General features: G+C 74.2%; 21 protein-coding genes. 2 read left to right on the plus strand and 19 right to left on the minus strand.

What is annotated here, in order from left to right; all coding sequences use genetic code 11:
- From AC07D6_RS21750 to AC07D6_RS21830, 17 genes are all read right to left on the minus strand, one after another.
- Positions 1-2,253 (minus strand): M48 family metalloprotease, encoded by a 2,253-nt coding sequence (locus AC07D6_RS21750; protein ID WP_479046705.1) that lies wholly within the window; start codon positions 2,251-2,253, stop codon positions 1-3.
- Positions 2,250-2,753 (minus strand): hypothetical protein, encoded by a 504-nt coding sequence (locus tag AC07D6_RS21755; RefSeq protein ID WP_479046707.1) that lies wholly within the window; start codon positions 2,751-2,753, stop codon positions 2,250-2,252. Before AC07D6_RS21755 ends, AC07D6_RS21750 begins: the two co-directional genes overlap by 4 nt.
- Positions 2,754-3,145: 392 nt before the next feature.
- Positions 3,146-4,285 (minus strand): pectinesterase family protein, encoded by a 1,140-nt coding sequence (locus tag AC07D6_RS21760; RefSeq protein WP_315876379.1) that lies wholly within the window; start codon positions 4,283-4,285, stop codon positions 3,146-3,148.
- 395 nt (positions 4,286-4,680) lie between these two features.
- A complete protein-coding gene (locus AC07D6_RS21765) occupies positions 4,681-5,991 on the minus strand; it encodes a pectate lyase family protein (RefSeq protein ID WP_391652855.1) in 1,311 nt (436 codons plus the stop codon).
- Positions 5,992-6,023: 32 nt separating this feature from the next.
- Positions 6,024-6,854, minus strand: coding sequence for a rhamnogalacturonan acetylesterase (locus tag AC07D6_RS21770; RefSeq protein WP_479046711.1), 831 nt, complete (start codon positions 6,852-6,854; stop codon positions 6,024-6,026).
- A 95-nt stretch (positions 6,855-6,949) separates the two neighbouring features.
- Positions 6,950-8,290 (minus strand): ABC transporter substrate-binding protein, encoded by a 1,341-nt coding sequence (locus AC07D6_RS21775; RefSeq protein WP_479046713.1) that lies wholly within the window; start codon positions 8,288-8,290, stop codon positions 6,950-6,952.
- A 131-nt stretch (positions 8,291-8,421) separates the two neighbouring features.
- Entirely contained in the window at positions 8,422-10,443 is a 2,022-nt protein-coding gene (locus AC07D6_RS21780) for a pectinesterase family protein (RefSeq protein WP_479046716.1), read from the minus strand.
- A gap of 57 nt (positions 10,444-10,500) precedes the next feature.
- Positions 10,501-12,027, minus strand: a complete 1,527-nt coding sequence (locus AC07D6_RS21785) for a glycoside hydrolase family 43 protein (RefSeq protein ID WP_315876384.1) — start codon at positions 12,025-12,027, stop codon at positions 10,501-10,503.
- Positions 12,024-12,869, minus strand: a complete 846-nt coding sequence (locus AC07D6_RS21790; RefSeq protein ID WP_479046719.1) for a DUF6807 domain-containing protein — start codon at positions 12,867-12,869, stop codon at positions 12,024-12,026. Before AC07D6_RS21790 ends, AC07D6_RS21785 begins: the two co-directional genes overlap by 4 nt.
- The gene (locus AC07D6_RS21795; protein ID WP_315876386.1) at positions 12,866-14,008 is read right to left on the minus strand and encodes a Gfo/Idh/MocA family protein; all 1,143 of its coding nucleotides are present in this window, start codon (positions 14,006-14,008) and stop codon (positions 12,866-12,868) included. The genes AC07D6_RS21790 and AC07D6_RS21795 overlap by 4 nt, the downstream gene beginning before the upstream one ends.
- Positions 14,009-14,014: 6 nt before the next feature.
- A complete protein-coding gene (locus AC07D6_RS21800) occupies positions 14,015-14,926 on the minus strand; it encodes a carbohydrate ABC transporter permease (protein ID WP_479046721.1) in 912 nt (303 codons plus the stop codon).
- Positions 14,926-15,855, minus strand: coding sequence for a carbohydrate ABC transporter permease (locus AC07D6_RS21805; RefSeq protein WP_315876388.1), 930 nt, complete (start codon positions 15,853-15,855; stop codon positions 14,926-14,928). Before AC07D6_RS21805 ends, AC07D6_RS21800 begins: the two co-directional genes overlap by 1 nt.
- Before the next feature lie 126 nt (positions 15,856-15,981).
- A complete protein-coding gene (gene araD, locus AC07D6_RS21810; RefSeq protein ID WP_315876389.1) occupies positions 15,982-17,742 on the minus strand; it encodes an L-arabinonate dehydratase in 1,761 nt (586 codons plus the stop codon).
- Positions 17,739-18,641, minus strand: a complete 903-nt coding sequence (locus AC07D6_RS21815) for a dihydrodipicolinate synthase family protein (RefSeq protein WP_315876390.1) — start codon at positions 18,639-18,641, stop codon at positions 17,739-17,741. Before AC07D6_RS21815 ends, araD begins: the two co-directional genes overlap by 4 nt.
- 111 nt (positions 18,642-18,752) lie before the next feature.
- Positions 18,753-19,445 carry a GntR family transcriptional regulator gene (locus AC07D6_RS21820; RefSeq protein WP_315876391.1) on the minus strand — a complete coding sequence of 231 codons (693 nt, stop codon included), beginning with the start codon at positions 19,443-19,445 and terminating at the stop codon, positions 18,753-18,755.
- 272 nt (positions 19,446-19,717) lie between these two features.
- A complete protein-coding gene (locus AC07D6_RS21825; protein WP_479046725.1) occupies positions 19,718-20,899 on the minus strand; it encodes a hypothetical protein in 1,182 nt (393 codons plus the stop codon).
- Complete coding sequence (locus AC07D6_RS21830; protein WP_315876393.1) at positions 20,896-21,831, minus strand: 5-dehydro-4-deoxyglucarate dehydratase; 936 nt, start codon at positions 21,829-21,831, stop codon at positions 20,896-20,898. The genes AC07D6_RS21825 and AC07D6_RS21830 overlap by 4 nt, the downstream gene beginning before the upstream one ends.
- 213 nt (positions 21,832-22,044) lie before the next feature.
- Between AC07D6_RS21830 and AC07D6_RS21835 the strand changes: the two genes are divergently transcribed.
- Positions 22,045-22,854 (plus strand): NAD-dependent epimerase/dehydratase family protein, encoded by an 810-nt coding sequence (locus AC07D6_RS21835; protein WP_479046729.1) that lies wholly within the window; start codon positions 22,045-22,047, stop codon positions 22,852-22,854.
- Positions 22,855-23,107: 253 nt separating this feature from the next.
- Here the strand turns inward: AC07D6_RS21835 and AC07D6_RS21840 are convergent, their stop codons facing one another.
- Positions 23,108-24,094 carry an AraC family transcriptional regulator gene (locus AC07D6_RS21840; RefSeq protein WP_315876395.1) on the minus strand — a complete coding sequence of 329 codons (987 nt, stop codon included), beginning with the start codon at positions 24,092-24,094 and terminating at the stop codon, positions 23,108-23,110.
- A gap of 117 nt (positions 24,095-24,211) precedes the next feature.
- Here AC07D6_RS21840 and AC07D6_RS21845 point away from each other — a divergent pair, with 117 nt between their 5' ends.
- Positions 24,212-25,423 carry a TerD family protein gene (locus AC07D6_RS21845; protein ID WP_479046945.1) on the plus strand — a complete coding sequence of 404 codons (1,212 nt, stop codon included), beginning with the start codon at positions 24,212-24,214 and terminating at the stop codon, positions 25,421-25,423.
- A gap of 43 nt (positions 25,424-25,466) precedes the next feature.
- On the opposite strand, the gene AC07D6_RS21850 is transcribed toward AC07D6_RS21845, so the two are convergent.
- Positions 25,467-26,858, minus strand: coding sequence for an alkaline phosphatase PhoX (locus AC07D6_RS21850; RefSeq protein ID WP_479046731.1), 1,392 nt, complete (start codon positions 26,856-26,858; stop codon positions 25,467-25,469).
- Positions 26,859-26,897 lie beyond the last annotated feature (39 nt).

Genomic DNA, 26,897 nt, shown 5'->3' on the forward strand with positions numbered 1-26,897 from the left:
TCAACCGGGCGGCGGGGGCGGCCCGTACCCCGGAGGAGGGCCGTAACCCGGAGGAGGGCCGTACCCGGCCGGTGGACCGTACCCCGGAGGAGGCCCGTATCCGGTCGGCGGACCGTACCCGGCGGGCGGTCCGTACCCGGTCGGCGGACCGGGTCGGTCGCGCGGTATCGCCGCCGTCACCAGGGTGCCCAGCGCGGCGCCTTCGAGGCCGATGCCCACCTGGGAGCTCCACAGCCGCGGGTCCGCGGCGAGCACCGACACGGGCACCGCCACGACCAGCCCCGCCGCCAGGACGGCCGCCGCCGCCCACACCAGCCGGTGCGTCCGGGCCAGCCCGCCGACCGTCGTCCCCACGGCCACGAGGACCGTCATGGGGACGAGGAACAGCGGGTGCGCCAGGGATTCCAGCCCCCGCTGGTGCGCCCACCAGGTGTAGACGGGCGGGAAGAGGGCGGTCACCAGGGCGGCGACGCCCAGCACGGGGACGGCGCCGCGCCGGGGCGGCCGGGGCGGCGCCGGGACCGTGCGGCGGGCCGGGCGCCGGTCGCGCACCACCCCGGCGAGGGGCGCGCCCAGCAGGACGACCAGCGCGGCGGCGAGCCACACGGGGTCGATGAACCGGGTCGCGAGGACGTACTGCGTCCACACCGCCGCGTGCAGGGGCCCGGGGAGGGCGGCGAGCCGGGCGTCCATGAACTGGCCGAATTCGACCTGCCACGGGAGCTCGAAGACCGTGTCGGCGTTGCCCACCGCGGCGGCGGCCACCAGCAGCCCGAGCGCCGTGACGCCCAGGAGCGGCCGCCGCGCGTGGTCCAGGGAACGGGCCCAGCAGTCCGCGAGGAACTGGCACCACACGGTGAACAGCAGTACCAGCAGCGCCACGGCGGCCCAGCCGGAGACCTGCGAGGAGATCCGCAGCCCGGGCAGCATCAGGTGGTCGACGACGGCGCTGGGCGCGAGCGCGAAACCCGCGAGGACGCCGAGGGCGAGCCCGGCCCGGAACGGCGTCCGCGGGGGCGCGTCCGCGGGGTTCTGCAGGCGGTGGAGGGAGGCGCGGGCGACGGTCAGGAAGAGGATGAGGACGACCAGCAGGGTGATCAGCTCGGTCGGCCACCAGCCGCGGATGCCGCCGCCCTCGCGGACTTGGGCGGTGACGGAGGAGACGGGGTCCCAGGCGGCCGGCAGGCAGAAGCCGATCACGAAGGCGAGCCCGAACCCCTGGTGCATCAACTGCTTCCGGTCCGCCAGGCAGGCCCGGCGCTCCGCGAACGACGGGTGCGTGCGGGTCAGCCGGGCCCACCAGCCGCTGAGCGCCCGCCGGGGCGGGCCGCCGGGCCGCGCCGCGGCGAGGTCGAAGGCGCGCAGGAGCGGCGCGGGGTCGCCCAGCCACTCGGCCGTGCGGGCGTCCGCCAGGAACTCCCTGGTCCGCAGGACGATGGAGCGGGCGGCGAGGACGACGGCGCCGAGGACGGCGGCGTCGAGGAGGGTGGCCGCGTGGAAGGGGGCGCCCTTGGGCAGGAAGAGCAGGCCCAGCAGGTCGCCGAGCATCCTCGGGACCAGGATCAGCGCGACGTAGCAGCGGAGCATCCCGAGCGTGATCATGGTGATGTCGACGTCGCGGTTGCGCAGGTGGGCCAGTTCGTGGAGGACGACGGCCCGGAACGCGGCGCGGTCGGCGTCGGTCCCGTCGTGCAGTTGGACCAGGCCGCGGCTGAGGATGACGTGGCGGCGGCCGACGCGGCCGAAGGTGACGCCGTTCACCCCGGAGTCGAGGTAGTCGACGAGGACGGTGACGCCGCGGGCCCGGTCGACACCGGCGACGAGCCGGGCGACCTCGGCGTGCAGGGCGGGGAGGCGGGCCGGGTCGAGCGGGCGGACCCCGCGCCGGCGGGCGCGGCGGGTGGAGCGGAACCAGTAGTGCGCGGCGGTGGCGGCGGCGAGGATCGCGTACGAGACGAGGATGCCCTGCGACGTGCGGTCGTCGCTGGAGTCGCACCTCCCGTGCCGCGGGCCGTTCAGGAAGGCGCCCGTCCCCCCGGCGTCCCGCATCGCGTCGCGGAGGCAGTCGTTGAGCTCCCCGGCGCGGCCCCGGGAACCGGCGAGGAGGTCGGCGTACCCGGGGTGCAGGATGGTCATCGACGCCAGCACCGCGCAGATCAACAGGACGAACGCGACGAGCGTCCCGGAGGGCAGGGGGCGGCGCGGCGGGGGCGCGGCCCCGACCGGGGGCCCGCCGGCCGGGGCGGCGGTCATGCCCCGGGCCCGCCGGCCGCCCTCAGGTGGTCGCGGACCGCGGCGGCGAGCAGGTCGGACCGGTCGGGCGGCAGCCCGAGCAGGATCGCCGTGCGGCGGGCGGCGGCGCCGAGTTCGGCGATCCGCTCCTCGGTCAGGGCGGGGCCCTGCTCCTCGGGCGGGGTCGGCCGCCGCTCCCCCGGGCCTTCCGCCTCCGCCTCCTCCCGGCGGGCGCGGCGCCTGCCGACGAGGCGGCGGAAGCGACCGGCGAGGCTGCCGCCGAGCGTCTCGCCCATCATCTTGACGACTTCGAAGGCGACCCCGCAGGCGATGCTGGTGACGACGAGTTCGGCGGCGCCGCCGAAGGCCAGCGGGTCGTCCTTGGGGCGCCGCCTCGCCTGCCGGAGCGGGCGCCCCGCCAGGCTCGCGGCGGTCTCGTCGAAGTACGGCAGCTCCTCGGGGGCGACGCGCGCCACGATGGCTCGCCCCAGCGCGATGTCCGGAGCCTCGGGCTGTCCCACGTCGGCTCGAACCCCCTCCCGGTGCGGGCCCGCCGGGCGGGTCCTCCCCCGCGGCGGGACGTCCAGAGGACCAGCACGGTAGCGCAGGGCCGGGGCGCGGGGGGCCACTTCGCGCCGAGAAGCGGCTGGGCCGGGCCGGCGGCGGGCCGCACGGCGAACGGCGCGGCCGTCGCCCGCGGCGGGTGCGCCCCGCGGGCCCGCCGGGGACGGTCGGGTCCGGTACGGGGACGCGCGCCGCCGCAAAGCACGCGGCCCTCCGCCGCGTACCGCGCGGCGGAGGGCCGGTGCGTGCCCGCAGACGCGCGAGCAGTGGTCGGGACGCCGCGGGGGGCCGCCGGCCCGGTGGGGGGCATGTGCGGTCATGCGCGGCGGACGGCCGCCCCGCGGCGGGTCTACGGGAGGCGGTGTTCCGCGGCGCCCCGCGCGGCCCACGGCCGCCAGTCGCCCAGGTACGCCGCGCGGGTGGCCGCCGCCGCCTCGGCCCGGGTCAGCTGGGGCCGCTCGGCGGGGTCCAGGATCCGCGCGCCGGGCCCGGAGTTGCGGTACTCGGCGAACCGCTGCGCCTGCCAGGGGTACTGGTCGCGCATGTTCGTGTACGGCGCGGCCGCGTCGATGCCCGGGCCCAGCCAGCTGTCGCGGACCACCAGCGAGGGCCGGGCGGTCGGGTCGGAGCTCGGCACCCACGGCCGGGCCAGCTTGTACGCGCCGTCCTCCGCGCCGCTGGTGATCCGGCACCGCACGGCGAGGTAGCCGTACGGGTTGGCGACGGCCGTGGACGGCGCGAAGACCATGCCCTTGGGCGTGAAGTCGACGTCCCGGGCGAGGGTGTGGAACCGGCAGTGCTCGAACACGGCGGTGGCGCGCCCGAAGACGAAGTCGACGTCGCCCTCGGCGTAGCAGTGCGCGAAGTACTGCCGCGCGAAGGCGGACAGGGCGGACGAGTCGGCGTACAGGGTGTCCTGGTGGCCGAGGAACCGGCAGTGGAGGAACGCCGACCGGTCGCCCGTGGCCTTGAGGGCGACGGCCTGCGTGGCGGTGATCCCCGGGTGGTCGGCGCGCAGGAAGTCGTTGGCGAAGGTGACCCGGTACGCGGTGAAGCCGTCCGCGAGGACGCTGGTGGTGGCGGAGCCGGAGGTGCCGTACGTGCCCGAGCCGTCGGGCTTGGGGGTGCCGGCGGCGTTGCCGTACACGATGACCGTGTCGCGGGGGTCGCCGCTCGCGCCGAGGAGGGTCAGGCCGGTGTGGGTGGCGGGGACGACGACGGTCTCGCGGTACGTGGCGGGGGCGAGGACCAGGGTGTGGCCGGGCCCGGCGGCGGTGACGGCCGCCTGGACGGTCGTGTGGTCGCCGCGGCCCGCGGGGTCGACGTACAGCGTGCGCGGGGTGAGGCGGCGGCGGGGACCGCCGTAGGGGCCGAAGGGCGAGGGGTTCCCGGTGGCCAGGGCGGTCCCGGGGGCGGCGGCCCCGAGGAGGACCCCGAGACCCAGGGCTCCGGCCCGCAGGAGGCTCCTGCGGCTGGGCGTTGACGGCATGTGGCTGCTCCTTGCGGTGAGGACCGGGTGGTGAGGGCCGGTCGACCGGGGGCCGCCGCGCCGCGCGTCCGGCCGGGGCGGACCGGGACGCGCGGCGGGGCGGGGCGGTGCGGGGCCGGGCCCGGGCGCCGGGGGCCCGGGGCGGCGCGCGGGGTGGGGCGGGAGCGTCGACGCCCCGGTCCGGGACGCTGTGCGGGCGCTCCCGCCCTGTTCGGGGGCCGGTTCGGCCTCGATGGCTGGTCGACCCCGGGGCCGGTTCAGCCCCGAGGGCCGGTTCAGCCTCTGGGGCCGGCTCAGCCTCGGTGGCCGGTCGACCCCGGGGCCGGTTCAGCCTCGGGTCGGCTCAGCCTCGATGGCCGGTCGGCCTCGGAGACCGGCTCAGCCTCGGGGACCGGTCAGCGGAGGCGTCCCGCGCCGGCGCGGTGGGCGAGGATCCACGGCAGCACGCGCGGGTGGTCGACGCGGGTCCGCAGCGTGGGCGTCCAGCCCGCGCCGGACTGGAGGACCTCGCCGGGGACCTCCGCGTTGTGGACCGCCAGGAGGTCCACCGGGCGCCCGTTGACGTAGTTGTCCCCGACCGTGACCGGGGCCTCCTTCCACTTCTTGAGGATCTTCCCGGCCGGTACGCCCTCGGGCAGCCGGAAGGAGTTCTTCTCCGCCACCAGCTGCGACTCGGCGCCGATGCCGAAGCTGTACGCGTACCCGTCCTTCGGCACCACGTAGTGGTTGTTGTAGGCGTCGACCTTGCCGAAGCGGACGCGCGGCGCGCGCTCGACGACGTTCTTGAAGACGTTGTGGTGGAGGGTGACGCGCAGCTTGCCGCGGTCGGTGGCGCCCGCGCTGTCGCTGTTGCCGATCATCAGGGTCTTGTCGTGGTCGGCGAACACGTTCCAGGACGCCGTCACCAGGTCCGCGCCGCGCACGACGTCCAGCTCGCCGTCGTGCTGCTGGTACAGCTCGCCGAAGTAGCGGGGCAGGGAGCTGTCCGGGTAGCGGCCGTCGGTGAACGTGTTGTGGTCGATCCACACGTGGGTGGAGCCGTACACGACCATCGAGTCGTACTCGGAGTTCCAGGCGCCCGTCGCCCCGTCCGTGGGGTCCCACTGCGGGAAGCAGTCGAGGGGGCTCTCCAGGGTGAGGTTGCGGACGATGACGTTGTCGGCGTCCTTGATCTGGAGGCTGCCGCCGGTGATCCCGGCGCCGCGGCCGACGCCGACGATGGTCGTGTTGGACGGGACGAACGCCTTGATGGCCCGGTCCTGGTTCTTGGCGGAGGCGGCGCGGAGGTCCTCCTGGGGGCCGCTGACCTCCTTCTCGTAGCCCCAGACGGCCGGGTCGTAGTCGGCGAGGTACTGGTCGAAGTCGTAGCCGGGCGCCTCGAAGGTCTCGCAGCCGCCCTCGGTGGCGTTGAGCGTGCCGACCACGCGGATGATCTTCGGTGCGTCGCCGCCGGCGGCGAGCGCGGACCGGAACTCGGCCCAGGTGGTGACGGTGTACACGTGGGCCGCGTCGGCGGCGGCGCCGCCGGTGGTGCCGCCGTCGGCGGAGGCCCAGCCGTCACCGGCGGGCAGCGCGTGGCGGCCGAGGTCCCGGCCGCCGGTCCCGGCGGCGGCCGGGGGGGCCGTGAGGGACAGCACCAGCGCGGTGCAACCGGCCAGCGACGCGGCCGTTCCCATGACCCGAGCATGACATCTGAGGGTGCGCATTGCGGCTCCTGAGGGGGAAGGGAGGGGGGTGGTCAGGCGGGGGGCCAGGTGATCCGGTCGGCCGGCACCTCGTCCTCGACGCGGCGCACGTCCCGGGGCCGGAGCACCCGCTCGGCGAGCAGGCCCCGGGCCACCATGCGGGCGACCTCGATCGCCCCGAGGGGCCGGAAGTGGGTGTTGTCCTGCCGCCCGTCCGGGTAGTTGGGCGACTCGTCGGGCGCCAGCCAGTTGAAGTACGCCTTGGAGCCCTCGGGACCCAGCCGCTGCCACTCGGCGAGCGACGCGGCCTGGACGTCGACGAGGGGCACGTCGTGCTCGGCGGCGAGGGCGCGCACGGCGGCCGGGTACTCCCCGTGGGAGGTGACGGCCCGGCCCGCCGCGTCGAACCTGCGCCGCTCCACGGAGGTGAGCAGCACCGGCCGGGCGCCGCGGCGGCGCGCCCCGGTGACGTAGCGGAGGAGGTGCTCCCGGTAGGTGGTCCAGGGCTCGGTGTAGCGGGCCGGGTCCTCGGACTTCTGGTCGTTGTGCCCGAACTGGACGAGGAGGAGGTCGCCCGGGCGGATGGCCGCCAGGATCGGGTCGAGTCGGCCCTCGTCGACGAAGCTCTTGGAACTGCGGCCGTTGACCGCGTGGTTGGAGACGCTCAGGTGCGGGGTGAGGAAGAACGGCAGGGCCATGCCCCAGCCGGTCTCCGGCGCGGCGGGGGCGTACTTCTGCGCCGCCGTCGAGTCGCCCGCGATGAAGAGGGTCCGGGGGGCGGGGGCCGCGGCCTGCTCGGCGGCGGCGGCCGGGCGGGCGGCGACCGCGCCCGCCACGGGGAAGGCGGCGAGTGCCGCCACGGTCTGCCTACGGCTCAGGGACACGTCGTCGTGCCTCGCTCTCGTACCGGATGAGGAGGAGTACGGCCGGCGGCGGGGCGCGACCCGGACCGCCGCCGGCCGGTTCTGGGAGGGACGGGCTAGCTCTTCTTGAGCTGCTCGTTCCACTCGGCCTGGGCCTCGTTGAGCTGCTTGGCGAGGGTGTCCAGGAAGTCCTTGGCGGTCATCGCGCCGAGCAGGACCTTCTGGAAGTTCGGCTCGTTCTCCGACTTGCTGATCTTGTTCCAGTCGGGCAGGTAGTACGGCAGCTGGACGATCTTGGTGGAGCCGTCGGAGAGGGCCTGCGCGCCGAGCTTGGTGGCCTGGGCCTTGTCCAGCCACGCGTCGCCCGCGGCCTCCGTGTTGGACGGGATGGCGCCGGCCGACTCGTTCCACTTGCTGTTCGACTCGTGGGAGACGGCGAACTCGATGAACTTCCAGGCCGCGGCCTTGTTCTTGCTGGTGCGGAAGAGGCCGAGGCCGTCGACCGGGTTGGACACCTGGACGCGGACGCCGCCCGGGCCGGTCGGGTTCGGGATGCCGGCGAACTTGTCCGTGCCGAGGGCCTTCACGTGGTCCGTGTACGAGCCCAGGTTGTGGTTCATCATGGCGATGGAGCCCGAGTCGAACTGGGCGTTCATCTTCTTGAAGTCGTTGTTGACGTCGGCCTCGGGCGTCGTCTTCTTGTACAGGCCGACGTACTTCTCCAGCGCCGCGACGTTCTTCGGGTCGTTGACGGTGGTCTTGTCGCCCTTCCAGAACTCGGTGATGCCGGACTGGCCGTACATCGAGTCCAGGGCCTGGGCGATGGAGCCGGAGCCGCCGCGGATCGTGTAGCCGAACTTGTTCTTCTTGGCGTCGGTCAGCTTCTGGGCCGCCGTGTAGAACGCGTCCCAGGTGGTGGGCGCCTGGAGGCCGGCCGCCTTGAACAGGTCGGTCCGGTAGTACAGGACGCCGTTGCTCGCGGAGGTCGGGACCGAGTACATCTCGTCGCCGCGCCCGCCGGCCGACTTCACGGACTCGACCATGTTGGGGACGAGCTTGCCGTTGAGGGACGACTCCTTGATGCGGTCGCCGACCGGGTCGAGGGCGTTCTGGGCGACCATGTTGGCCAGGTAGGCCGCGCCCACGCCGCCGACGTCGGGCAGGCCGCCGCCCGCGATGGCCGTGTCGTACTTGGACTGGACGTCCTCGCTCGGGATCGGGACGTACTTGACCTTGATGTCGGGGTTCTTGGACTCGAAGTCCTTGATGATCTCCTGCCAGACGGCGGTCCGCACACCGCCGTTGTTGTCCCAGAAGGTGATGGTGCCCTTGCCCGAGCCCTCGGTCCCGCTGCTGCCGGTGCCGTCGTCACCGCAGGCGGTGGTGGTGAGCGCGAGCGTGACGGTCAGGGCGACGGCCGAGGCCGTGCGTCCTCTGAGGCTTCTCGAGATGGTCATGTCGGCTTCTCTCTTTCGAGTGCGGGTCGTGCGGGGAGGGTCGGGTGCCCTTCGGTGGTGCGGTGGTGCGAGTAGTGCGGGTGGTGCGAGGTCTTTCCGGTCGTGCGGGGTCCCTCCGGTCGTGTGGGGGGTCACGACAGGTGGGGCGCCCAGCCGTCCCGGCCCGCGAGGTAGTCGGCGACCTCGTGGGCCGCGGCCTCCGCGTCGCTCATCCGCGGGCGGTCCGGGGAGACGGCCGCCCCCGGTCCGTACGTGCGGTACTCCGCGAAGCGGGCGTCCCGCCAGGAGAAGCCGCTCATGTCCGTCCACGGCGCCGCCTTGATCGCGGCCGGCAGCTCCGTCTCCCTGATCAGGACCTGGCCGACGGCGTCCGGGTTGCCGCCGGGGTGCCAGGGGCGTCCGAGGTGGAAGGTGCCCGCGGGGGCGTCGCTGACGATCCGGGACCGGGTGATCAGGAAGCCGTACGGGTTGCCCTTCCAGGTGCTCGCCGCGGTGATGTAGCCGTTGTTGGTGGCGGAGCCGCGGCTGAGCGCCCTGATGAGCGAGTTCTCCACGACGGTGGTGGCCCGTCCGTAGAGGAAGTCCACATCCCCCTCGAGGTACGAGTCGCGGATGTAGACCCGGCTGACGACGTCCAGCTTGGGGCTGTCGGTCATCAGGGTGTCCTGGTTGCCCTTGAAGGCCGTGTCTTCGAAGACGATCCGGTCGCCGGTCGTCTTCATCGCCAGGGCCTGCTCCCCGTTCAGCTCCACCGCCGCCTCGTCGAAGTCGTTGACGAAGGTCAGGTTGCGGGCCGAGACGTCGGAGGCGGCGATCAGGACGGTGGCGCTGCCCGTGGATCCTCCGTGTGCGGCCGGGGTGTCGTACACGATCACGGTGTCCGACCGGTTCTGTCCAGTCCCCTGAAGAGAGATTTTCGGCTTGTCGGCTGAAATACGTACTTTCTCACGGTACGTCCCGGGCGCGATGCGGAGCGTGACGCGCCCGTCGTTGCCGGAGGGCACGGCGTCCACGGCGGACTGCACGGTCGGGTAGGCGGCGGGCACGTCGAGGACGGTGTCCGTGCCGAGGGTGCGCTGCGGCCCGGAGAAGCGGCTCACGAGGGCGGGCACGGCCGCCGCCGGGTCGAGCCGGTAGGCGTAGTGGTCCCGCGGGTCGAAGGCGGTGCCCCAGCTGTCGGTGCGGCCCGTGGTGCCGCGCAGGACCGAGCCGCGCTGCACCAGCTCGGCGGTGGCGTCGGCCTGGTAGGGGTGCTGGACGCCGTCGTAGTAGCTGTTCTCGATGACCATGCGGGTGCGTCCGCGCGCCCAGTTGCCGTAGGTCCACACGGGGTCGCCGTCGTCGACCTGCGCCGAGAGGTAGTTGTTGTACAAGTGGGCGTAGGCGCAGTTGTCGGCGGACGGGTTGCGCTGTTTGGTGCCCTTGAACCAGTTGTGGTCGATGGTCACCTGCGTGGCGACGTTGCTCGTCCAGCCGATCCCGAGCGCCTTGTTGTGGTCCTCGAAGCGGTTGTACGAGACGGTGACGTACGTGCTGTCCTTGCGGATGTCGAGCATGCCGTCGCCGAGGCGGCTGAAGCGGTTGTGGTCGATCCAGACGTGGGAGACGGAGTCCATCTGGATGCCGTCGAAGTCGTTGGTCTTGCCGTCCCAGTCGCCCTCCACGAACGAGTCGCGGATGGTGAGGTTGCGGATGATGACGTTGCGGGTGCCGGGGTTCAGCCGCAGCTCGCCGTGGACGATCTCGCCGCTGGTGCCGACCCCGATGATCGTCTTGTCGGAGGCCACGTCGATGGCGGTGCCGAACGGGGCGACGTCGATCGCGCCCGCGACGCGGATGACGTAGGGCTCGGCGGCCCCGGCGTACCGGGCGAGGTCGGCCTGGGTGCGGACGGTGACCACCTTGCCGCCGCGGCCGCCGGTGGTGCCGCCCGCGAGCGACGCGAAGCCGTGCGGCTCCTCGGCGTGCGGCGACCGCGTGGCGGGGCCCGCGGCGGGCCGGTCGCCGGCCCCGGCGGGCGGGGCCGGCGCGGGGGCCGCCGCGGCCGGGGTGAGCGTCCCCAGGCCGAGGGCGGCGGCCAGCGCGCCGGCGGCCAGGGCCCTGGCGGGGCCGGTCCCCGACTGCGGCAAGCGCTTGCTACGGAAGTGCGTCATTGCGGCTCCCAACAGGCTGGTGGTGAAGGGTTCCTGCGCGGGCGGCGCCGCGCAGCGTCAGACGACCCGGAAGTCGGTGAACGCGGCGGTCCCGGCGTCGCCCTGTCCCGGGGGCGCGGCCGCGAACAGGCCGAGCAGCGCGCCGACCCAGCGCCACGGCGTGGCGGCGAAGACCGGCCCGGACGGCCGCCAGCCGTCCCCGGTGTCCGCCTGGAACCGGCAGCGCGCCCCGGCCGACACCTCGACCCGCAGCCGTACGCGCCCCTCCGGCGCCGGCCGCGGCGGCGCGGCGTCCCGTTCGGCCTCCGCCACGGGCTCGGCGAACCGGTGCACGAGGCGGACGGCCCCGTCGCCGCCGCGCTCCAGGCCGATCCAGGAGAACGCGTCGCCCAGGACGGCGAGCCCGGCCCGGGCGCCCGGCTCGGTGCCCTCCAGGGCGAGGGCGACCTCGGCGGTGAACGTCTCGGCGGGCAGCCGCTGGGTGAGGACGTGCGGCAGCAGCCGCAGGTCGTGCGCGTCGCCGGTGCGGACGCAGCTCATGCGCAGCCCGTCCCCGCCGTGCTCGACGGTCCAGCCGGGGCGGGGGTTGGCGGTCCACTGCCACTGCCGCCCGAACCGGCCGCCGGGGAAGGAGTCGTCGGTGGCGGGCGCCTCGACGGGCTGCTCGGGGGCGGCCGGCTTGCGGTGCCGCAGGACCGGCTCGCCCCGGTCGCCCATGACCGGCCAGCCCTCGTCGTCCCACGCCATGGGCTGGAGGTGGACGACCCTGCCGTACGCGCCGCGCGCCTGGAAGTGCAGGAACCAGTCCTCGCCGGCCGGGGTGCGCACCCAGCCGCCCTGGTGGGGGCCGTTGACCTCGGTGCGGCCCTGGGCGAGGACGATCCGCTCCTCGTACGGGCCGAAGAAGTCCCGCGCCCGGAAGGCGCCCTGCCAGCCGGTCTCCACTCCCCCGGCGGGCGCGAAGATCCAGAACCAGCCGCCGTGCCGGTACAGCTTGGGGCCTTCGAGGGTGAACCAGCCGGGGATGCGGTCACCGTCGACGATGACCTCGCCCTCGTCGAGGAGGGTGCGGCCGTCGCGGCTCATCCGGTGGCCGGTGAGCCGGTTCTTCACCCCGGACCGGGACTTGGCCCAGGCGTGCACGAGGTACGCCTCGCCGGTCTCGTCGTCCCACAGCGGGCAGGCGTCGATCAGTCCCTTGCCGGCCTTCAGCAGGTGCGGTGCGGTCCACGGGCCCCGGACGTGCTCGGCGTTGATCTGGTAGATCCCGTGGTCGGGGTCGCCCCAGAAGATCCAGAACCGGCCGTCGGCGTGGCGCAGGCTCGGTGCCCACACGCCCTTGTCGTGGCGGGGCGCGGCGAAGTCCCCGGCGGGTTCGAGGCGTTCGAGGGCGTGGCCGACGAGGGACCAGTTGACCAGGTCGCGGGAGTGCAGCAGCGGCAGGCCGGGGGCGCGGCCGAAGCTGGACGCGGTGAGGTAGAAGTCCTCGCCGACCGCGACGACGTCGGGGTCGGACCAGTCGGCGGCGAGGACCGGGTTGCGGTAGGTGCCGTCGCCGAGGTCGGCGCGGTGGACGAGCGTCATGACAGGGCCTTCCGTACGAGCCCGGCCGCCGCCGGCCGGTCGAGGCGCCCGTCGGCGACGACGGTGACGAGGCGGCGGACGACGGTGCCGCCCGCCGGGACGGGCAGGCGCGCGTCCCAGGCGAGGGACGAGCCGACGCCGGGGTACTCCCCGGTGCGGACGAACCAGGGGTCCCGCCGGGTGTCCCCGGTGGCTCCGGCGAAGACGAGCGTCCAGTCCGCCCCGCGCAGCGCCAGCCAGTCGGCGGTGCGGCCGTGGACGGCCTCCTCGCCCTCGGCGTCGGCGGTGAACACGTCGGGGGCCGCGGCGCCGGCGGGCTCCTTGGGGGCGCGCCAGAAGAAGCCGCCGTAGCCGGCGCCGGGGCGGCCGTTGGTGGCCGGGGAGCCGATGGACAGGTCCTCGTCGCCGGGGTTGGTGAGCGAGAAGGTGAAGTCCAGCGCCCAGGCGTCGGGCGTGAGCGCGGTGGCGGCGACGGTGCGGCGCTCCCGCAGGAGGTCCGTACCGCCGGAGAACCAGACGAGGTCCTCCACGAAGCCGTCCGGATCGCGCAGCTTCCAGCCGTCGTGGCGCTGCTCGCCGTGGTTGTCCAGCTCGGTGGGGCCCTGGTCGCGGACGAAGGTGCGACCGCCCCAGAAGTTGCGCCCCGCCACGTCGGGGACGGCGACCGACACCCCGAGGTGGTGGAGGTGGTCGGCCGGCCGCTCCTCGGTGACCGGCGTGCCGTGGAGGGTGGTGACGGGGTGGAGGTAGGGCCGGGGCGAGAGCCGGGCGGGCAGGTCGTCCGGGTGGACGTAGTGGCCGACGGCCCGTCCCGCGCAGCGCAGGACCAGCGAGTGCGTCATGGGGCTTTCGCCTCCAGCTCGGAGAAGAGGGAGAGGGTGTCCGCGCTCGCGTGGACGAGGCCGTCGACGCCCTTCACGACCCGCCGCCGGACCCCGTCGACCGTCTCGTCCACGTACCAGTCCGCGGCGGGCAGGGCGCGGGGCTCGGGGGCGGTGCGGACGGCTTCGACGACGCGCATGAACGCGCCGGTCCGGTCGGGCGGTACGAGGAGCTCGTCGCCGTCGACGACGTGGCGGACCAGGTTCTCCAGGAGGTCGGTCCGGCCGTGCACCGTCTCGACGGGGCCGTGTCCGGCGCGCTGCACCAGGACGCGGTCCTGCTTGTACCAGAAGGTGATGCGGCCGTGCCGGCCGTGGACGAGGACGTACGGCTCGCCGGGCTCCTCGGCGCAGAGGGTGACGGCGGTGGTGACGCGGGTGCCGCGCGCGGTGGTGACGCGCAGGCAGGAGGTGTCGTCGGCCTCGATGTCGTTGGCGCGGGCCAGCTCCAGTTCGATGTCGGCGACGTCCTCGGCGTACGGGCTGCCGTCGAGCGCCAGGGCGGTGGCGACGGCGTGGGCGAGCGGATTGGTGAGCACCCCGTCGACCACGTCGGTGCCGCCCAGGCGGCGCTTCCCGGCCCACGGGGAGCGCCGGAAGTACGCCTCGTCGCGGGCCCACGCCCCCGCGGCGCCGATGCCGGTGACCTCGCCGATGGCGCCCTGCGCGACGAGTTCGGCGATGGCGGGCAGGGCGTGCGAGCCGAGCGACTGGAAGCCGATCTGGCAGGCGGTGCCCGCCAGGCGCACCCCGTCGGCCATGCGCCGGAACTCCGCGAAGGACGGGGCGGGCGGCTTCTCCAGGAGGAGGTGGACGCCGCGCCGCGCCGCGGTGAGCGCGAGGTCGGTGTGGGTGTCGATGGGCGTGCAGACGACGGCGATCCGGGCGCCGGTCGTGTCGAGGAGGGCGCCGAAGTCGTCGGACTGCGCGGGGGTGCCGAACCCGTCGAGCTCCTCGGCGTCGAGCGGGCGCAGTTCGCACACCCCGGCGAGCCGCACGAGCCCGGCCCCGGCGAGGCGCCGGATGTTGTGCAGGTGCCAGCGGCCGTGGCCGCGGGCGCCGGCGAGGACGACGGGGAGGGGCAGCGGTCCGTGGTTCATCCGGCGTCAGCCCTTCACCGCGCCGGCGCTGAAACCGGTGATGAGCCACTTCTGGATGAACGCGAAGACGATCACGACGGGCACGGCGGCGATGACGCCGCCCGCGGCGAGGGCGCCCAGGTCGACGCTGTCGGCGCCGATCAGGGTGTTGAGGCCGACGGGGATCGTCTGCTTGTCCTGCTCGCTGAGGAACATCAGGGCGAACAGGAAGTGGTTCCAGCTGTGCACGAAGGCGAAGGAGCCGACGGCGATGAGGCCGGGGCGCAGCAGCGGCAGGACGACCGCGCGGAAGGCGCGGAAGCGGGAGCAGCCGTCGACCCAGGCGGCCTCCTCCAGGGAGACGGGGACGTTCTTGATGAAGCCGCTGATGAGGATGATCGACAGGGGGAGCTGGAAGACCGTCTCGGCGATGACGACGCTGCCCAGCGAGTTGATCATCTGCAGGTTGCGGAAGATCTCGAACAGCGGGACCAGCATGAGCGCGCCCGGGATGAACTGGGAGCACAGCAGCGCCAGCATGAAGCCGTTCTTGATGCGGAAGTCGAACCGGGCGAGCGCGTAGCCGCCGGCGAGCGCGACGAGGGTGGTGGCGATCAGCGTGGCGACGCCGACGAGCATGCTGTTCTGGAAGAAGACCCCGAAGCTGCGCTCGTTCCAGACCTTCTCGAAGTGCTCGAAGGTGATGGGCCAGGGCACGAGCGAGGTGGAGCCGGCGGGCCGTACGGCGAACAGCAGCATCCAGTAGAACGGGACGAGCGTGAACAGCAGGTACAGCGCGAGCGGCACGTATATCTGCCAGCGCGGCACGTCGTCGAAGGCTCGTTCGCGCTTCCGGCGGCGCGGGGCGGCGGGAGGCGCCGGGTTGTCGTGGGCGGGCACGCGCGCGTGGGTGCCCTTCTCCGCGAGTGCTGCGGTCATCAGCGGTCGCCTCCGAACTTGCTCAGGCGCAGATAGAGGATCGAGCAGAAGAGGAGGATCACGAACGCGACGGTGGTCAGCGCCGAGGCGTAGCCGAAGTCGTGGCCTTCGATGCCGGTGTTCGCGATCATGAGGGGCAGGGTGGTGGTGACGCCGGCCGGGCCACCGCCGGTGAGGGTGTAGAGCAGGTCGACGTTGTTGAACTCCCACACGGCGCGCAGCAGCGTGGAGAGGATGATGGCGTCCTTGAGGTGCGGCAGCGTGATGTGGAAGAACTGCCGCATCCGGCTCGCGCCGTCGACCGACGCCGCCTCGTAGAGGTCCTTCGGGATGGACTGGAGGTCGGCGAGGATGAGGATGGCGAAGAAGGGGACGCCGCGCCAGAGTTCGGCGAGGACGGCCGCCCAGAAGACGGTGCCGGTGTCGGAGAGGACGGACGTGCCGTACGTGCCGATGCCGATGTCCGCGAGGTAGCGGCTCATGCCCGTGGACGGGTTGTAGAGCAGCATCCAGATGGTCGTGGTGAGCACGCCGGAGACGGCCCAGGGCGAGAAGACCAGGGCGCGGGCGATGCCGCGGCCGACGAAGGTCTGGTTGACCAGCAGGGCGAGGACGAGTCCGAGGGCGAGCTGGAGGGTGACCTCGACGACGACCCACTTGGCGCTGAAGCCGAGCGTGGACCAGAAGAGGGGGTCCTCGGTGAAGATGCGGGTGAAGTTCTCGAAGCCCGCGTAGCCGTTCTTCCACGGCTTGGTGACGTTGTAGTGCTGGAGGCTGTAGTAGAAGACGCTGAGCACGGGGTAGGCGATGAAGCCGAGCATCAGCAGACCGGCGGGCGCGATCAGCAGATACGGCAGGCGACGTGGCTCGGCTCCCGTGCGGCGCCGACCGGCCCTGGGTTGTTTCGCCACGGCTGCGGCTTGGGCCATGACATGTCTCCGTTCATCGTGCGGTGCATTGCGGTGCGGTGCGGTCGTGCGGGTCGCGCGTGAAGCGCTTTCCGGATCACGTTCGAGATTCCGGACATGAGGGCCGGTGGTGCCCCCGGCCGGGGCTCAGCCCGCGTACGGCTCCGGTACGTTCCCCGGCCTGGCCAGGAACTCGAAGTCGCAGCCGGTGTCGGCCTGGGTGATCTGCTCCTGGTACAGCGCGCCGTAGCCGCGCTCGTACGGGTTGGGCGGCGGTGTCCACGCCGCCCGGCGCTCCGCCAGCTCCTCGTCGCTCACGTGGAGGTGGAGCGAGCGGGCCTCGACGTCGAGCGTGATGAGGTCGCCGGTCCGCACGAGGGCGAGCGGCCCGCCGACGTACGACTCGGGCGCGACGTGCAGCACGCACATGCCGTAGCTGGTGCCGCTCATCCGGGCGTCGGAGATCCGCACCATGTCCCTCACGCCCTGCTTGAGCAGGTAGTCGGGGATGGGCAGCATCCCGTACTCCGGCATGCCCGGGCCGCCCTTGGGGCCCGCGTTGCGCAGGACCAGGACGTGGTCGGGGGTGATGCCGAGGGCCGGGTCGTTGATGGTCCGCTGCATCGTGCGGTAGTCGTCGAAGACGACCGCGGGGCCGGTGTGCCGGAGCAGGTGCTGCTCGGCGGCGATGTGCTTGATGACGGCGCCGTCCGGGCAGAGGTTGCCGCGCAGGACGGCGAGTCCGCCCTCGTCGGCCAGCGGCTTCTCGCGGGTGCGGATGACCTCGGTGTTGTGGACCAGGGCGCCGGCGAGCTGCTCGCGCAGGGTGGCGTGGGCGACGGTCGGCCGGTCCAGGTGCAGCAGGTCCGTCAACTGGGCGAGGAACCCGGGCAGTCCGCCGGCGAAGTGGAAGTCCTCCATGAGGTACTGCCCTCCGGGGCGGAGGTTCGCCAGGACCGGCACCGTGCGGGCGATCCGGTCGAAGTCGTCCAGGGTGAGCCGGACCCCGGAGCGGCCCGCCATGGCGATCAGGTGGATGACCGCGTTGGTGGAGCCGCCCAGGCCGAGGACGGTCGTGACGGCGTCCTCGTACGCCTCGCGGGTGAGGATGCGCGACAGCCGCAGGTCCTGCCGTACGAGCTCGACGATCCGCAGGCCGGCGGCGGCGGCCATCCGGTCGTGCCCCGAGTCGACGGCCGGGATGGAGGACGCGCCGGGCAGGGTGACGCCGAGCGCCTCGGCGGCGGCCGTCAGAGTGGAGGCGGTGCCCATGGTCATGCAGTGGCCCGGCGACCGGGCGAGCCCGCTCTCCAGTTCGGCCATCTCGCAGTCGCCGATGAGCCCGGCCCGCTTGTCGTCCCAGTACTTCCACATGTCCGTGCCGGAGCCGAGGACCTCGTTGCGCCAGTGGCCCGGCAGCATCGGCCCGGCCGGGACGAACACGGTCGGCAGGTCCACCGTGGCGGCGCCCATGAGCAGCGCGGGCGTGGACTTGTCGCAGCCGCCCAGCAGCACGGCGCCGTCCACGGGGTAGGACCGCAGCAGCTCCTCCGTCTCCATCGCGAGCATGTTGCGGTAGAGCATCGGGGTGGGCTTCTGGAAGGTCTCCGACAGCGTGGAGACCGGGAACTCCAGCGGGAATCCGCCTGCCTGCCACACCCCGCGCTTCACGGCCTGCGCGCGGTCGCGGAGGTGGACGTGGCAGGGGTTGATGTCGGACCAGGTGTTGAGGATCGCGATGACCGGCTTGCCCAGGTGCTCCTCGGGGAGGTAGCCGAGCTGCCGGGTGCGGGCGCGGTGGCTGAACGAGCGCAGTCCGTCCGTGCCGTACCACTGGTGGCTGCGGAGGGTCCGGCCCTGCCCTGCGGCGGGGCCGCCGTTCCCGGGCGGGGTTCCGTCGGTGCTCATACGTCCCATTCCTTGACCATCTCGGCGATTTCGGCGCGGCGCGGCTCGGGCAGCAGCCGGCTGGGCGGGCGCACGTCGCGGCGGCACAGGCCGAGGGCGGCCAGGGCCTCCTTGACGACGGTGACGTTGTTCGCCGCCTGGTCGGCCGCGCGCAGGTCCTCGAAGCGGCGGATCTGCTCCCACACCTCCAGGGCGGCCGGGTAGTCGCCGCCGCGCAGCGCCCTGAGCATCGTGAGGGAGACGGCCGGGGAGACGTTGACCAGCCCGGAGGTGAAGCCGGTGGCGCCCATGGCCCAGTACGAGGGGGCGTACAGCTCCGCGAGGCCGGCGATCCACACGAACCGGTCGAGGCCCGCGTCGCGGGCGACGGCGGCGAAGCGGGCCGCGTCGGGGACGGCGTACTTGACGCCGATGACGTTGGGGCACAGCTCGCCGAGGCGGGCGATGGTCGCGCCGTCGAGGAGCGGGTTGCGGACGTAGGGGACGACGCCGAGTTCGGGCACGGCGTCGGCGATCTCGCGGTGGTAGTCGACCCAGCCGTCGCGGGAGACGTACGGGTGGACCGGCTGGTGGACCATGACCATGCCGGCGCCGGCGTCGCGGGCGTGGCGGGCGGCGTCCGTGGCGGTCGGCACGTCGTGACCGACGCCGACGAGGACGGCGGCGCGGTCACCGGCCTCCGCCACGGTGAGCTCCGTGACCAGGCGGCGTTCGTCGGGCGTGAGCGTGTAGAACTCACCGGTGTTGCCGTTGGGGGTCACGGCCCGTACGCCGCTGTCGAGCAGCCTGCGCAGCAGGGCGCGATACGTGTCCCGGTCGACACCGCCGTCGGCGTCGAACGGGGTCACGGGGATCGCGACGACGTCTGCGAGCGCCGCCCTCAGCGATGAGTGGTCCATGCGTACCGGCCTTTCTCTGACTGTCACGGGTGCACGGGGGAGCCGGGTTCACCGCGGTTCTCGGTGCGGGTCCTTCGCCTGGCGGCGCCCGGGCCGTGCCTTGGGGTGGTCCTACGGGTGGTGCGGCACCTCGACGCCCGGCACCTCCATGCCCGGCACCTCGATGCCCGGGTCGCCGGGGAAGGCCCGCCGGAGGAACCGGGCGATGTGCTCGCGCAGGGCGCCGGCGGCCCCCTCGGCGTCGCCGGCCAGGGCGAGGCGGAGGATCTCGCGGTGCTCGTCGGCCTCGCGCTGCCACGACGGGTCGGCGCTCCAGGCGACGGTGGACACGAGGGCGGCCTGGTCGCGGACCTCGTCGAGCATCCGCGCCAGCAGCGGGTTGCCGCAGGGCAGGTACAGCGCGCGGTGGAACTCGCGGTTGGCGAGGGAGCGTTCGGCCTGGTCGGTCGCGCCGTCCGCCCGGACGAGCGCCTGCCCGGCGACCTCCAGCGACGCGCGGCGGGCGATGGTGCGGCGCAGCGCCTCGGGCTCCAGCAGCAGCCGTACGTCGTAGACCTCGCGCGCCATGGCGGCGTCGACGGTGCGGACCGTGGCGCCCTTGTACTGGCTCATGACGACGAGGCCGGTGCCGGCGAGGGTCTTGAGCGCTTCCCGCACGGGCGTCTTCGACACCCCGAAGCGCGCCGCCAGTTCGGCCTCCACCAGGGCGCGGCCGGGCGGCAGCTGGCCGGTGAGGATGGCGTGCTTGACCTCCTCCAGCACGTACTGGGTGCGGGAGGGGACAGGGCTGGGGGCGAAGGCCATACGGGTCTCATATCTCGCGTATCGCGTCTCATATATGACGTACGAAGTACGACGGCGACGAACGTAAAGCGGGGTTTTCCATTCGTCAACGCTTCTGACAAAACTCGTCGCCACGGGTTTCGGGCGCGGGTCCGCGGGGACACGCGGGCGGGGTCCCGGCCCAACGGGCCCGGAGCCGTGGGGAAACGGGCCCGCCGGCGCCGTCCGGGCATGCCTGACCGCCCCGGGTCGCTGGGGATCCGGGGCGGGGGGCGGGCGGGCCGCAGGGCCCGTCAGGACAGGGCGCGCAGCGCGGCGGCGACCTCCTCCAGGTCGGGGCCAGAGGCCAGGCCCGCGTGGTACAGGCGCAGTTCGGTGGCGCCGAGCGCGGCGGCGTGCGCGGCGTCCTCGGCGAGCCGTCCGGGGGCGCCGCCCATGCCCGTGACGACGGTGAAGTTGGCCGCCAAGGTGGTGTCCGCGCGCGCGTGCGGGGCGAACGGCGGCAGCACGGCCCCGGCTCCGCCGCCCGTGCAGGGCAGGACGACCCCGTCGGCGACGCCCAGGATGTGTGCGGGGTCCACGCCCGGGTTGGCGCCCGTGCGGTACGGGGCGGGGTCGGCGTGCAGCAGGACCCGGAAGCCCGGCGGCGCGACCGCCCGGACCGCCGCCACGGCGTCCTCCTGGAGGGTGCGGGCGGCGCGGGTGCGCCAGGCGAGGGTGGCCGCGGCGAGGGGGGTGCCCAGCAGCTTCTCGACGCCGGACCAGCCCGCCTCCCGCCCGTCGGCCCGGCCGTCCCAGACGGGCTCCAGGGCCTGGCGCACGGCCGCGGCGACCACCTCGGGGTCGGCGCCCGCCTCGGCGTACCCGTCGCGGCAGGTGCCGCAGAAGCAGAGCGACATCAGGTACTGCGCGGCGTCCCCGAGGGCGACGCCGCCGATCTTGTCGTGGGCGTGCAGGTGGGCCATGCCGTACCAGCCGCACGACTCCAGTTCGGTGCCGCGGGCGCCGGGGCGCACGGCGGCCTCGGCGGCCAGGTCGGTGAGGAGGGCGCGCACCTCGGGGCGGGCGATGCAGGGGGCCCAGGGGTAGCGGTCGCCGTAGGCGTTGACGACGGACGTGCCGGGGTGCTCGGCGCCGAGGCGGGAGTTGTGGGCGAGGACGACCCAGCTGTGCACCTCCAGCCCGGCGGCCTCCAGCGCCCCGGCCGCCGCACCGTACGCGTCGCCCGGGGCCCAGTCGCCGGCCTCGTACGGGCGCAGGGCGCGCCCGGCCCAGCGGTCGGGGGCGGGCGGGTAGAGCACCGCGGCGTGCTCGGCGGTGACGAACCGGTGGCGCGGGTGGCGGGGCGTCAGGGCGCGGGTGGAGTGGTACGCGGAGGCGAGGGTGACCTGCTGGACGCCGAGCGCGGCGACGCGGTCGGCGGCGCCGGGGTCGCCGTTGACGTCCCAGGGGTAGAGGAAGGCGGAGGCTCTCACCGGCCGGTCTCCGCGCCGACGAGGGCGAGGCCCCGGTCGATGAGCTCGGCCAGCTCCTCGACGTGGGCGGGGGCGGGCTCGGTGAGCGGCGGACGGACCTCTCCGACGTCCAGGCCCCGGAGCCGCACACCGGCCTTGACCAGGGAGACCGCGTATCCGCGGCCCTTGGCGCGCAGGTCGGCGAAGGGACGGTAGAAGCCGTCGACGAGCCGGTCGACGGTCGCCTGGTCGCCGGCGCCGATGGCGCGGTGGAAGGCGAGGGCGACCTCGGGCACGAAGCAGAAGACGGCCGACGAGTAGAGCGTGACGCCGATGCCGCGGTAGGCGGAGCCGGTGAGTTCGGCGGTGGGCAGGCCGTTGAAGTACAGCAGGTCCAGGCCCTCGGCGCGGACGGCGCTGACGATGCGCTGCATCAGGTCCAGGTCGCCCAGGCCGTCCTTGAAGCCGATGACCCGGTCGAGCCGGGCGAGGTCGGCGGCCGTCTCGGGGGTGAAGACGGCGTTGTCGCGCTGGTAGACGACGAGGTCGAGGGAGGTGGCGGCGGCCAGCGCCGCGTAGTGGCGCAGGAGTCCGGCCTGGTCGGCGACGACGAGGTAGGGCGGCAGGGCGAGCAGCCCGTCGGCGCCGGCCTCCTCGGCCAGCCGGGCGTACCGGACGGCGAGCGCGGTGCCGTACCCGGTGCCGGCGACGACGGGCACGCGCCCGGCGACCTCCTCCACGGCGGCGGCGACGCACGCGCGGTACTCGTCGGGGGTGAGGGCGTGGAACTCGCCCGTGCCGCAGCACGCGAAGACGGCGGCGGCCCCGTGCTCCACGCCGGCGCGCACGTGCGCGCGGAAGGCATCGAGGTCGAGTGCGCCGTCCGGCCCGTAGGCGGTGACGGGGAAGAACAGCAGGCCGTCGAGGCGGTCGGCGAGCGGAGGTGGGGTCACGGGAGCTCCCTGGGCGAAGCCGTCGAATGATTCAGTGGTACACACTTCTGATCGTCGTCCATATCTATGAACTCCGACCACGCTAGGGCAGCCCAAAGGGGCCGGTCAAGGAGGAAAACCGCAGACGGCGGCAGTACTTGACGGTACAGAGCACCCTCAATAGCGTGTCCACGCATGTGAATGACGTCTACGTATCCGCAAGGAGCACCGCTGATGCCCGCTGCCCGCACCATCCTGCTGACCGGCGCCGCCGGCGGCCTCGGCACCCTGATGCGCGGTCTGCTGCCCGACTACGGATACGAGCTGCGCCTGCTCGACGTGGCCCCCGTCGAGGGCGCCCCCGACGCGATCACCGCCGACCTCGCCGACAAGGACGCCCTGCGGGAGGCCGTCCGGGGCGTCGACGCGATCATCCACCTGGCGGGCATCTCCCTGGAAGCCCCCTTCGACAAGATCCTGCGCGCCAACATCGAGGGCACGTACAACCTGTACGAGGCCGCGCGCGAGGAGGGCGTCCGCCGGATCGTCTTCGCCTCCAGCAACCACGCCGTCGGCTTCACCCCCCGGCCCCGCACCGGCGACCCGCTCATCCCGGTCCACACCCCGCGCCGCCCCGACACGTTCTACGGCCTGTCGAAGTGCTTCGGCGAGGACCTGGCCCAGCTGTACTGGGACCTGCACGGCCTGGAGACCGTCTCCGTGCGGATCGGCTCCTGCTTCCCCGAGCCCACCTCCGTGCGGATGCTGTCGGTGTGGCTCAGCCCCGACGACGCCGCCCGCCTCTTCCACGCGGCGCTCACCGCCGAGGGGGTCGGCCACACGGTGGTCTACGGCTCCTCCGCCAACACCCGGCTGTGGTGGGACCTGTCGTCGGCCCGCGCGCTGGGCTACGAGCCGCAGGACGACTCGGAGCCGTACGCGCAGAAGCTCGTCGCGGAGCAGGGCGAACTGGACGACGCGAACCCGGACCACGCCCACCTGGGCGGGCACTTCTGCACCCACCCGCCGCAGTGGCCGCACTGACGGGGCCGCGCCGGGAGGGCGGCGTCCGCGCACGCGGCACCGGGCCGAAGGCGCCGGCGCGGGGCGCGCGGGCCCGGCCCGGTCTCACGGGGGGCGACCCGGGACGGGCCCGCGCGGGGACGCGCGCACCCACGGGGGACGGGTGCGTCGGCGTCACCAAGCGACCCTAAGGGCCACCGAAACGGTCGGCGATCCGCCGAACGCGGCGACCTGTCCGCCGAACGCGGCGCACCGCGGCACGCGGACGCACGGGTCACACCCGCCTCGGCGGCGGCGCGTGCAGGGTCTGCGACGGCGCCTCGCCGAACCGCTCCCGGTAGCGCGCCGCGAACCGCCCCAGGTGGGTGAAGCCCCAGCGCCAGGCCACCTCGCCGACCGTCAGCCCGGCGCCCGGCTCGGCGTCCCGCAGCTCGTCGCGGACCCGCGCCAGCCGCACGTCGCGGACGTACCCCATCGGCGTCGTCCCCACGTGGGCGCGGAACGACTCCTGGAGCCGCCGGGTGCTCACGCGCGCGAGGGCGGCCAGCTCCGTCACGGTGAACGGGTGCTCGGGCCGCTCCCGCACCGCGTCCATGACCCGCTTGACCGGTGCCGGGCGCAGGGCGCGGGCCGGCTCGGCCACCTCCGCGCGGTAGGGGTGCGAGGCGGCCAGCAGCAACCCCGTGAGCAGCGCGTCCTTCAGCGGCTCGGCGACCAGCGGGTGCTGGGCGAGCCCGGTGGGGTCGGCCGCCTCGCGCGCGAGGCGCCGCACCAGCGCCGCCCAGTCCCGGCCCGCCCCGCGCACCAGGTCCAGCGTCGGCGCCAGGACGAGCGCGCGCGGCGGGGTGCGGCCCAGCAGCTCCTCCAGCCTGCGCCGCAGCGCGGCCGTCTCCACCTTGACGGCGACCACCCGGCAGTCCCCCGCCCACCGGTCGACCACGACCCGCCCGGCCGGGTTCAGCACCGTGCCGCGCTCGGGCGTCCCGGTGAGGGCGTCCCCCGCCCCCTGCCGCAGCTCCAGCCGCCCGCTCAGCGGCACGTTCACGTGGTAGGCGCCCAGTTCCCCGAAGCGCAACCGCACGTCGGCGCCGCACCGCATGTCCCCCACGACGAGCGGCCCCAGGCGGACCGTCTCGAAGCGGGCGGCGAAACGGCGCCCGCGCTCCTCGATGAGGTCCATGGAGGTGGCGTAGAAGCGCTCACCGATCTCCCGGCGCGCCTCCTCCACCTTCCCCGTGCGAAAAACGGTCCCTGCTGTCACGGAGCGAGAGGATATGCGCCCGCACGGCCGTGCCGCCCGCCGCCGCCCCGTGACCGGAACGGCGGCGGGCGGGGGAACGGCGAAGCGGACTCGGTCGTTACGGCAGTCATGACAGCTATGACCCCCGGCTCGAACATCCCCCTGTCCGCCGCGCGCGTGGCGGTGGACGTCGCCGCCCCGGTGCGGCTCGACGTATCGGGCCTGCTGCTGACCGCCCACGGCAAGGTCCGCTCCGACGACGACTTCGTCTTCTACAACCAGCCGTCGGGTCCCGGCGTCACCTACCGGTCCGGCGGCGGCACGGCGCCCGACGCGATCACGATCGACACGGCCGCGGTGCCCGCGGACGTCGAGCGGATCGTCGTCACGGCGAGTCCGGACGCCGCGGGCCGGACGTTCCAGGGCGTCGAGCCGACCGCGACGATCCGCGACGCCGCGTCCGGCGCCGTCCTCGCGACGTTCACCCCGCCCCGGCTCGGCGCGGAGACGGCGCTGGTCGTCGTCGAGGTGTACCGGCGGGGCGGCGCGTGGAAGGCCCGCGCGGTGGGCCAGGGGTACGCGAACGGGCTGGCGGGCATCGCGACCGACTTCGGCGTGACCGTCGAGGAGGCCCCCGCCGCGCCCGCCCCGGCGGCTCCGGCCGCCGCACCCGCCCCGGCCGCTCCCGCCCCGGCCGCGCGGTCCCGGGCCGGCTCCGCGCCCGCCCCGGCCGCCGCTCCCCCGGTGCCGACGACCGCTCCCCCGGCGACCGGGAAGATCAACCTGGACAAGGGCCGGGTGAACCTCCAGAAGAACCAGACGGTGTCCCTGGTCAAGGGCGGCCGTCCGCTGCTGTCCCAGGTCAAGATGGGCCTCGGCTGGGAGCCCGCCTACCGCGGCAAGGACATCGACCTGGACGCCTCCGTCATCGCGTACGGCCCGCGGCGCGACCACCTGGACAGCTGCTACTTCGGCAAGCTGACCATCCTGGGCGGCGCGGTCCGCCACTCCGGCGACAACCTGACGGGCGAGGGCGCGGGCGACGACGAGGTCATCACGGTCGACCTGGGCCGGCTGCCCGCCGAGGCGACGGGCCTGGTCTTCACGGTGAACTCGTTCTCCGGCCAGAAGTTCACCGAGGTCGCGAAGGCGTACTGCAGACTGCTCGACGCGGCGACCGGCGAGGAGCTGGTCCGCTTCGACCTGACGACCGCCGAGCCGCAGACGGGCGTCCTGATGTGCAAGCTGATCCGGCAGTTCTCCGGCGAGTGGGAGATGACCGCGCTGGGCACGTTCGTGAAGGCCCGCACGGTGCGCAACATGGTGCGCCCCGCGGCCGAGGCCCTCTGACCGGCCGGGGCCCCGCCCGGAGTGCCGGGCGGGGCCCCGCGCGTCAGCGCCTCGGGGCGCGGTGCCAGGGCCCGGTGACGGCGAGCAGCAGGCCGGGGTTCTGGATGCTGGCGTACAGCGTCCGCCCGTCCGGCGAGAAGACGACGCCGGCGAACTCGGAGTCGTTCAGGTCGTTGCGGGCGATCGGGTACGTGCGCCCGGAGTCCGTCGCGCCGAAGAGGTGCTGGACGCCCTCGCCGTCCTCCGCGACGACGAGCCCGCCGTACGGCGAGACGGTGATGTTGTCCGGCCCGTCGAGGGCGCCGTCCTCGTCCGGGGCGGTGTTGACGCCGAGGAGCACCTTCAGGGTGAGGGTGCGGCGCTTCGGGTCGTAGAACCAGACCTGCCCGTCGTGCGGGGCGCCGGGGCTCTCCCCGCGGGCGTACGAGGAGACGATGTACGCGCCGCCGTCCGCCCACCACATGCCCTCCAGCTTCCGGCCGCGGGTGACGCCGCCGGCCCCGAACTGCTCGCGCACGGCGACCGTGCGGGCGTCCCGGTCGGGCACGTCCACCCAGTCGACGCCGTACACGGTGCCGGTGCGGGTGGCTCGGGACAGGTCGTCGACGAACCGGCCGCCCGCGTCGAAGCAGCGCGGCGCCTGGAGGACGCCGGCGTCGTCGGCGAGGGTGCGCAGCCGGCCGCGGCCGTGCCGGAAGCCCTCCGGCGGGACCCAGCGGTAGAACAGCCCGTTGGGCGAGGAGTCGTCCTCGGTCAGGTAGGCGTGCCCGCGCCGCGGGTCGATGACCACCGCCTCGTGGTCGAACCGGCCGAACGCCTTGACGGGCTTCGGGTCGCGGTTGGCGCGGCGGTCGTGGGGGTCGACCTCGAAGACGTAGCCGTGGTCCTTGGTCATGCCGTTCTCGCCCGCGCGGTCGGAGTTCTCCTCGCAGGTGAGCCAGGTGTCCCAGGGGGTGGCGCCGCCGGCGCAGTTGGTGGAGGTGCCCGCGATGCCGACCCACTCGGCGGTGGAGCCGTCGCGGCGCACCTCGACGACCGTGCAGCCGCCGGCCGCGGCGGGGTCGTAGACCAGGCCCTCGGCGAGCGGGACCGGGTGGTCCCAGCCGTCGCGCGGGCCCTTCAGCTCGTGGTTGTTGACCAGCAGGGTGACCCCGCGCGGCCCGGGGAAGGCGGCCGTGCCGTCGTGCCGCTCGGGCGTGAACTCGCCGCTCTCCAGACGGGTGACGCCGCTGCGGGTGAGGATCCGGTACGCGAACCCGGCGGGCAGGGCGAGCACTCCGGCCGGGTCGTCGAGCAGCGGACCGTACCCGTGCCCGCCGCCCCGCTGCGGGGGTGCGGCGACGGCGCCGGGGGCGGTGGCGAGGGCACCGACGGTGCCGGTGAGGGCGAGGGCGGTGCCGGTGGCGGCGGCGAACTCTCTGCGGCTGAGCGGCATCTGGGCTCCTGATCGGCCGGACGGTGGCGTCCCACGCTG

The sequence above is a fragment of the Streptomyces sp. NPDC045287 genome (assembly GCF_056432325.1).

Coding starts and splice junctions, on each gene's coding strand:
- AC07D6_RS21845 (WP_479046945.1), top strand. CDS start 24,212: ATGACCCCCGGCTCGAACATCCCCCTGTCCGCCGCGCGCGTGGCGGTG.
- AC07D6_RS21795 (WP_315876386.1), bottom strand. CDS start 14,008: ATGAACCACGGACCGCTGCCCCTCCCCGTCGTCCTCGCCGGCGCCCGC.
- araD (WP_315876389.1), bottom strand. CDS start 17,742: ATGAGCACCGACGGAACCCCGCCCGGGAACGGCGGCCCCGCCGCAGGG.
- AC07D6_RS21785 (WP_315876384.1), bottom strand. CDS start 12,027: ATGACGCTCGTCCACCGCGCCGACCTCGGCGACGGCACCTACCGCAAC.
- AC07D6_RS21780 (WP_479046716.1), bottom strand. CDS start 10,443: ATGACGCACTTCCGTAGCAAGCGCTTGCCGCAGTCGGGGACCGGCCCC.
- AC07D6_RS21765 (WP_391652855.1), bottom strand. CDS start 5,991: ATGCGCACCCTCAGATGTCATGCTCGGGTCATGGGAACGGCCGCGTCG.
- AC07D6_RS21760 (WP_315876379.1), bottom strand. CDS start 4,285: ATGCCGTCAACGCCCAGCCGCAGGAGCCTCCTGCGGGCCGGAGCCCTG.
- AC07D6_RS21820 (WP_315876391.1), bottom strand. CDS start 19,445: ATGGCCTTCGCCCCCAGCCCTGTCCCCTCCCGCACCCAGTACGTGCTG.
- AC07D6_RS21805 (WP_315876388.1), bottom strand. CDS start 15,855: ATGGCCCAAGCCGCAGCCGTGGCGAAACAACCCAGGGCCGGTCGGCGC.
- AC07D6_RS21815 (WP_315876390.1), bottom strand. CDS start 18,641: ATGGACCACTCATCGCTGAGGGCGGCGCTCGCAGACGTCGTCGCGATC.
- AC07D6_RS21790 (WP_479046719.1), bottom strand. CDS start 12,869: ATGACGCACTCGCTGGTCCTGCGCTGCGCGGGACGGGCCGTCGGCCAC.
- AC07D6_RS21800 (WP_479046721.1), bottom strand. CDS start 14,926: ATGACCGCAGCACTCGCGGAGAAGGGCACCCACGCGCGCGTGCCCGCC.
- AC07D6_RS21835 (WP_479046729.1), top strand. CDS start 22,045: ATGCCCGCTGCCCGCACCATCCTGCTGACCGGCGCCGCCGGCGGCCTC.
- AC07D6_RS21750 (WP_479046705.1), bottom strand. CDS start 2,253: ATGACCGCCGCCCCGGCCGGCGGGCCCCCGGTCGGGGCCGCGCCCCCG.
- AC07D6_RS21850 (WP_479046731.1), bottom strand. CDS start 26,858: ATGCCGCTCAGCCGCAGAGAGTTCGCCGCCGCCACCGGCACCGCCCTC.
- AC07D6_RS21775 (WP_479046713.1), bottom strand. CDS start 8,290: ATGACCATCTCGAGAAGCCTCAGAGGACGCACGGCCTCGGCCGTCGCC.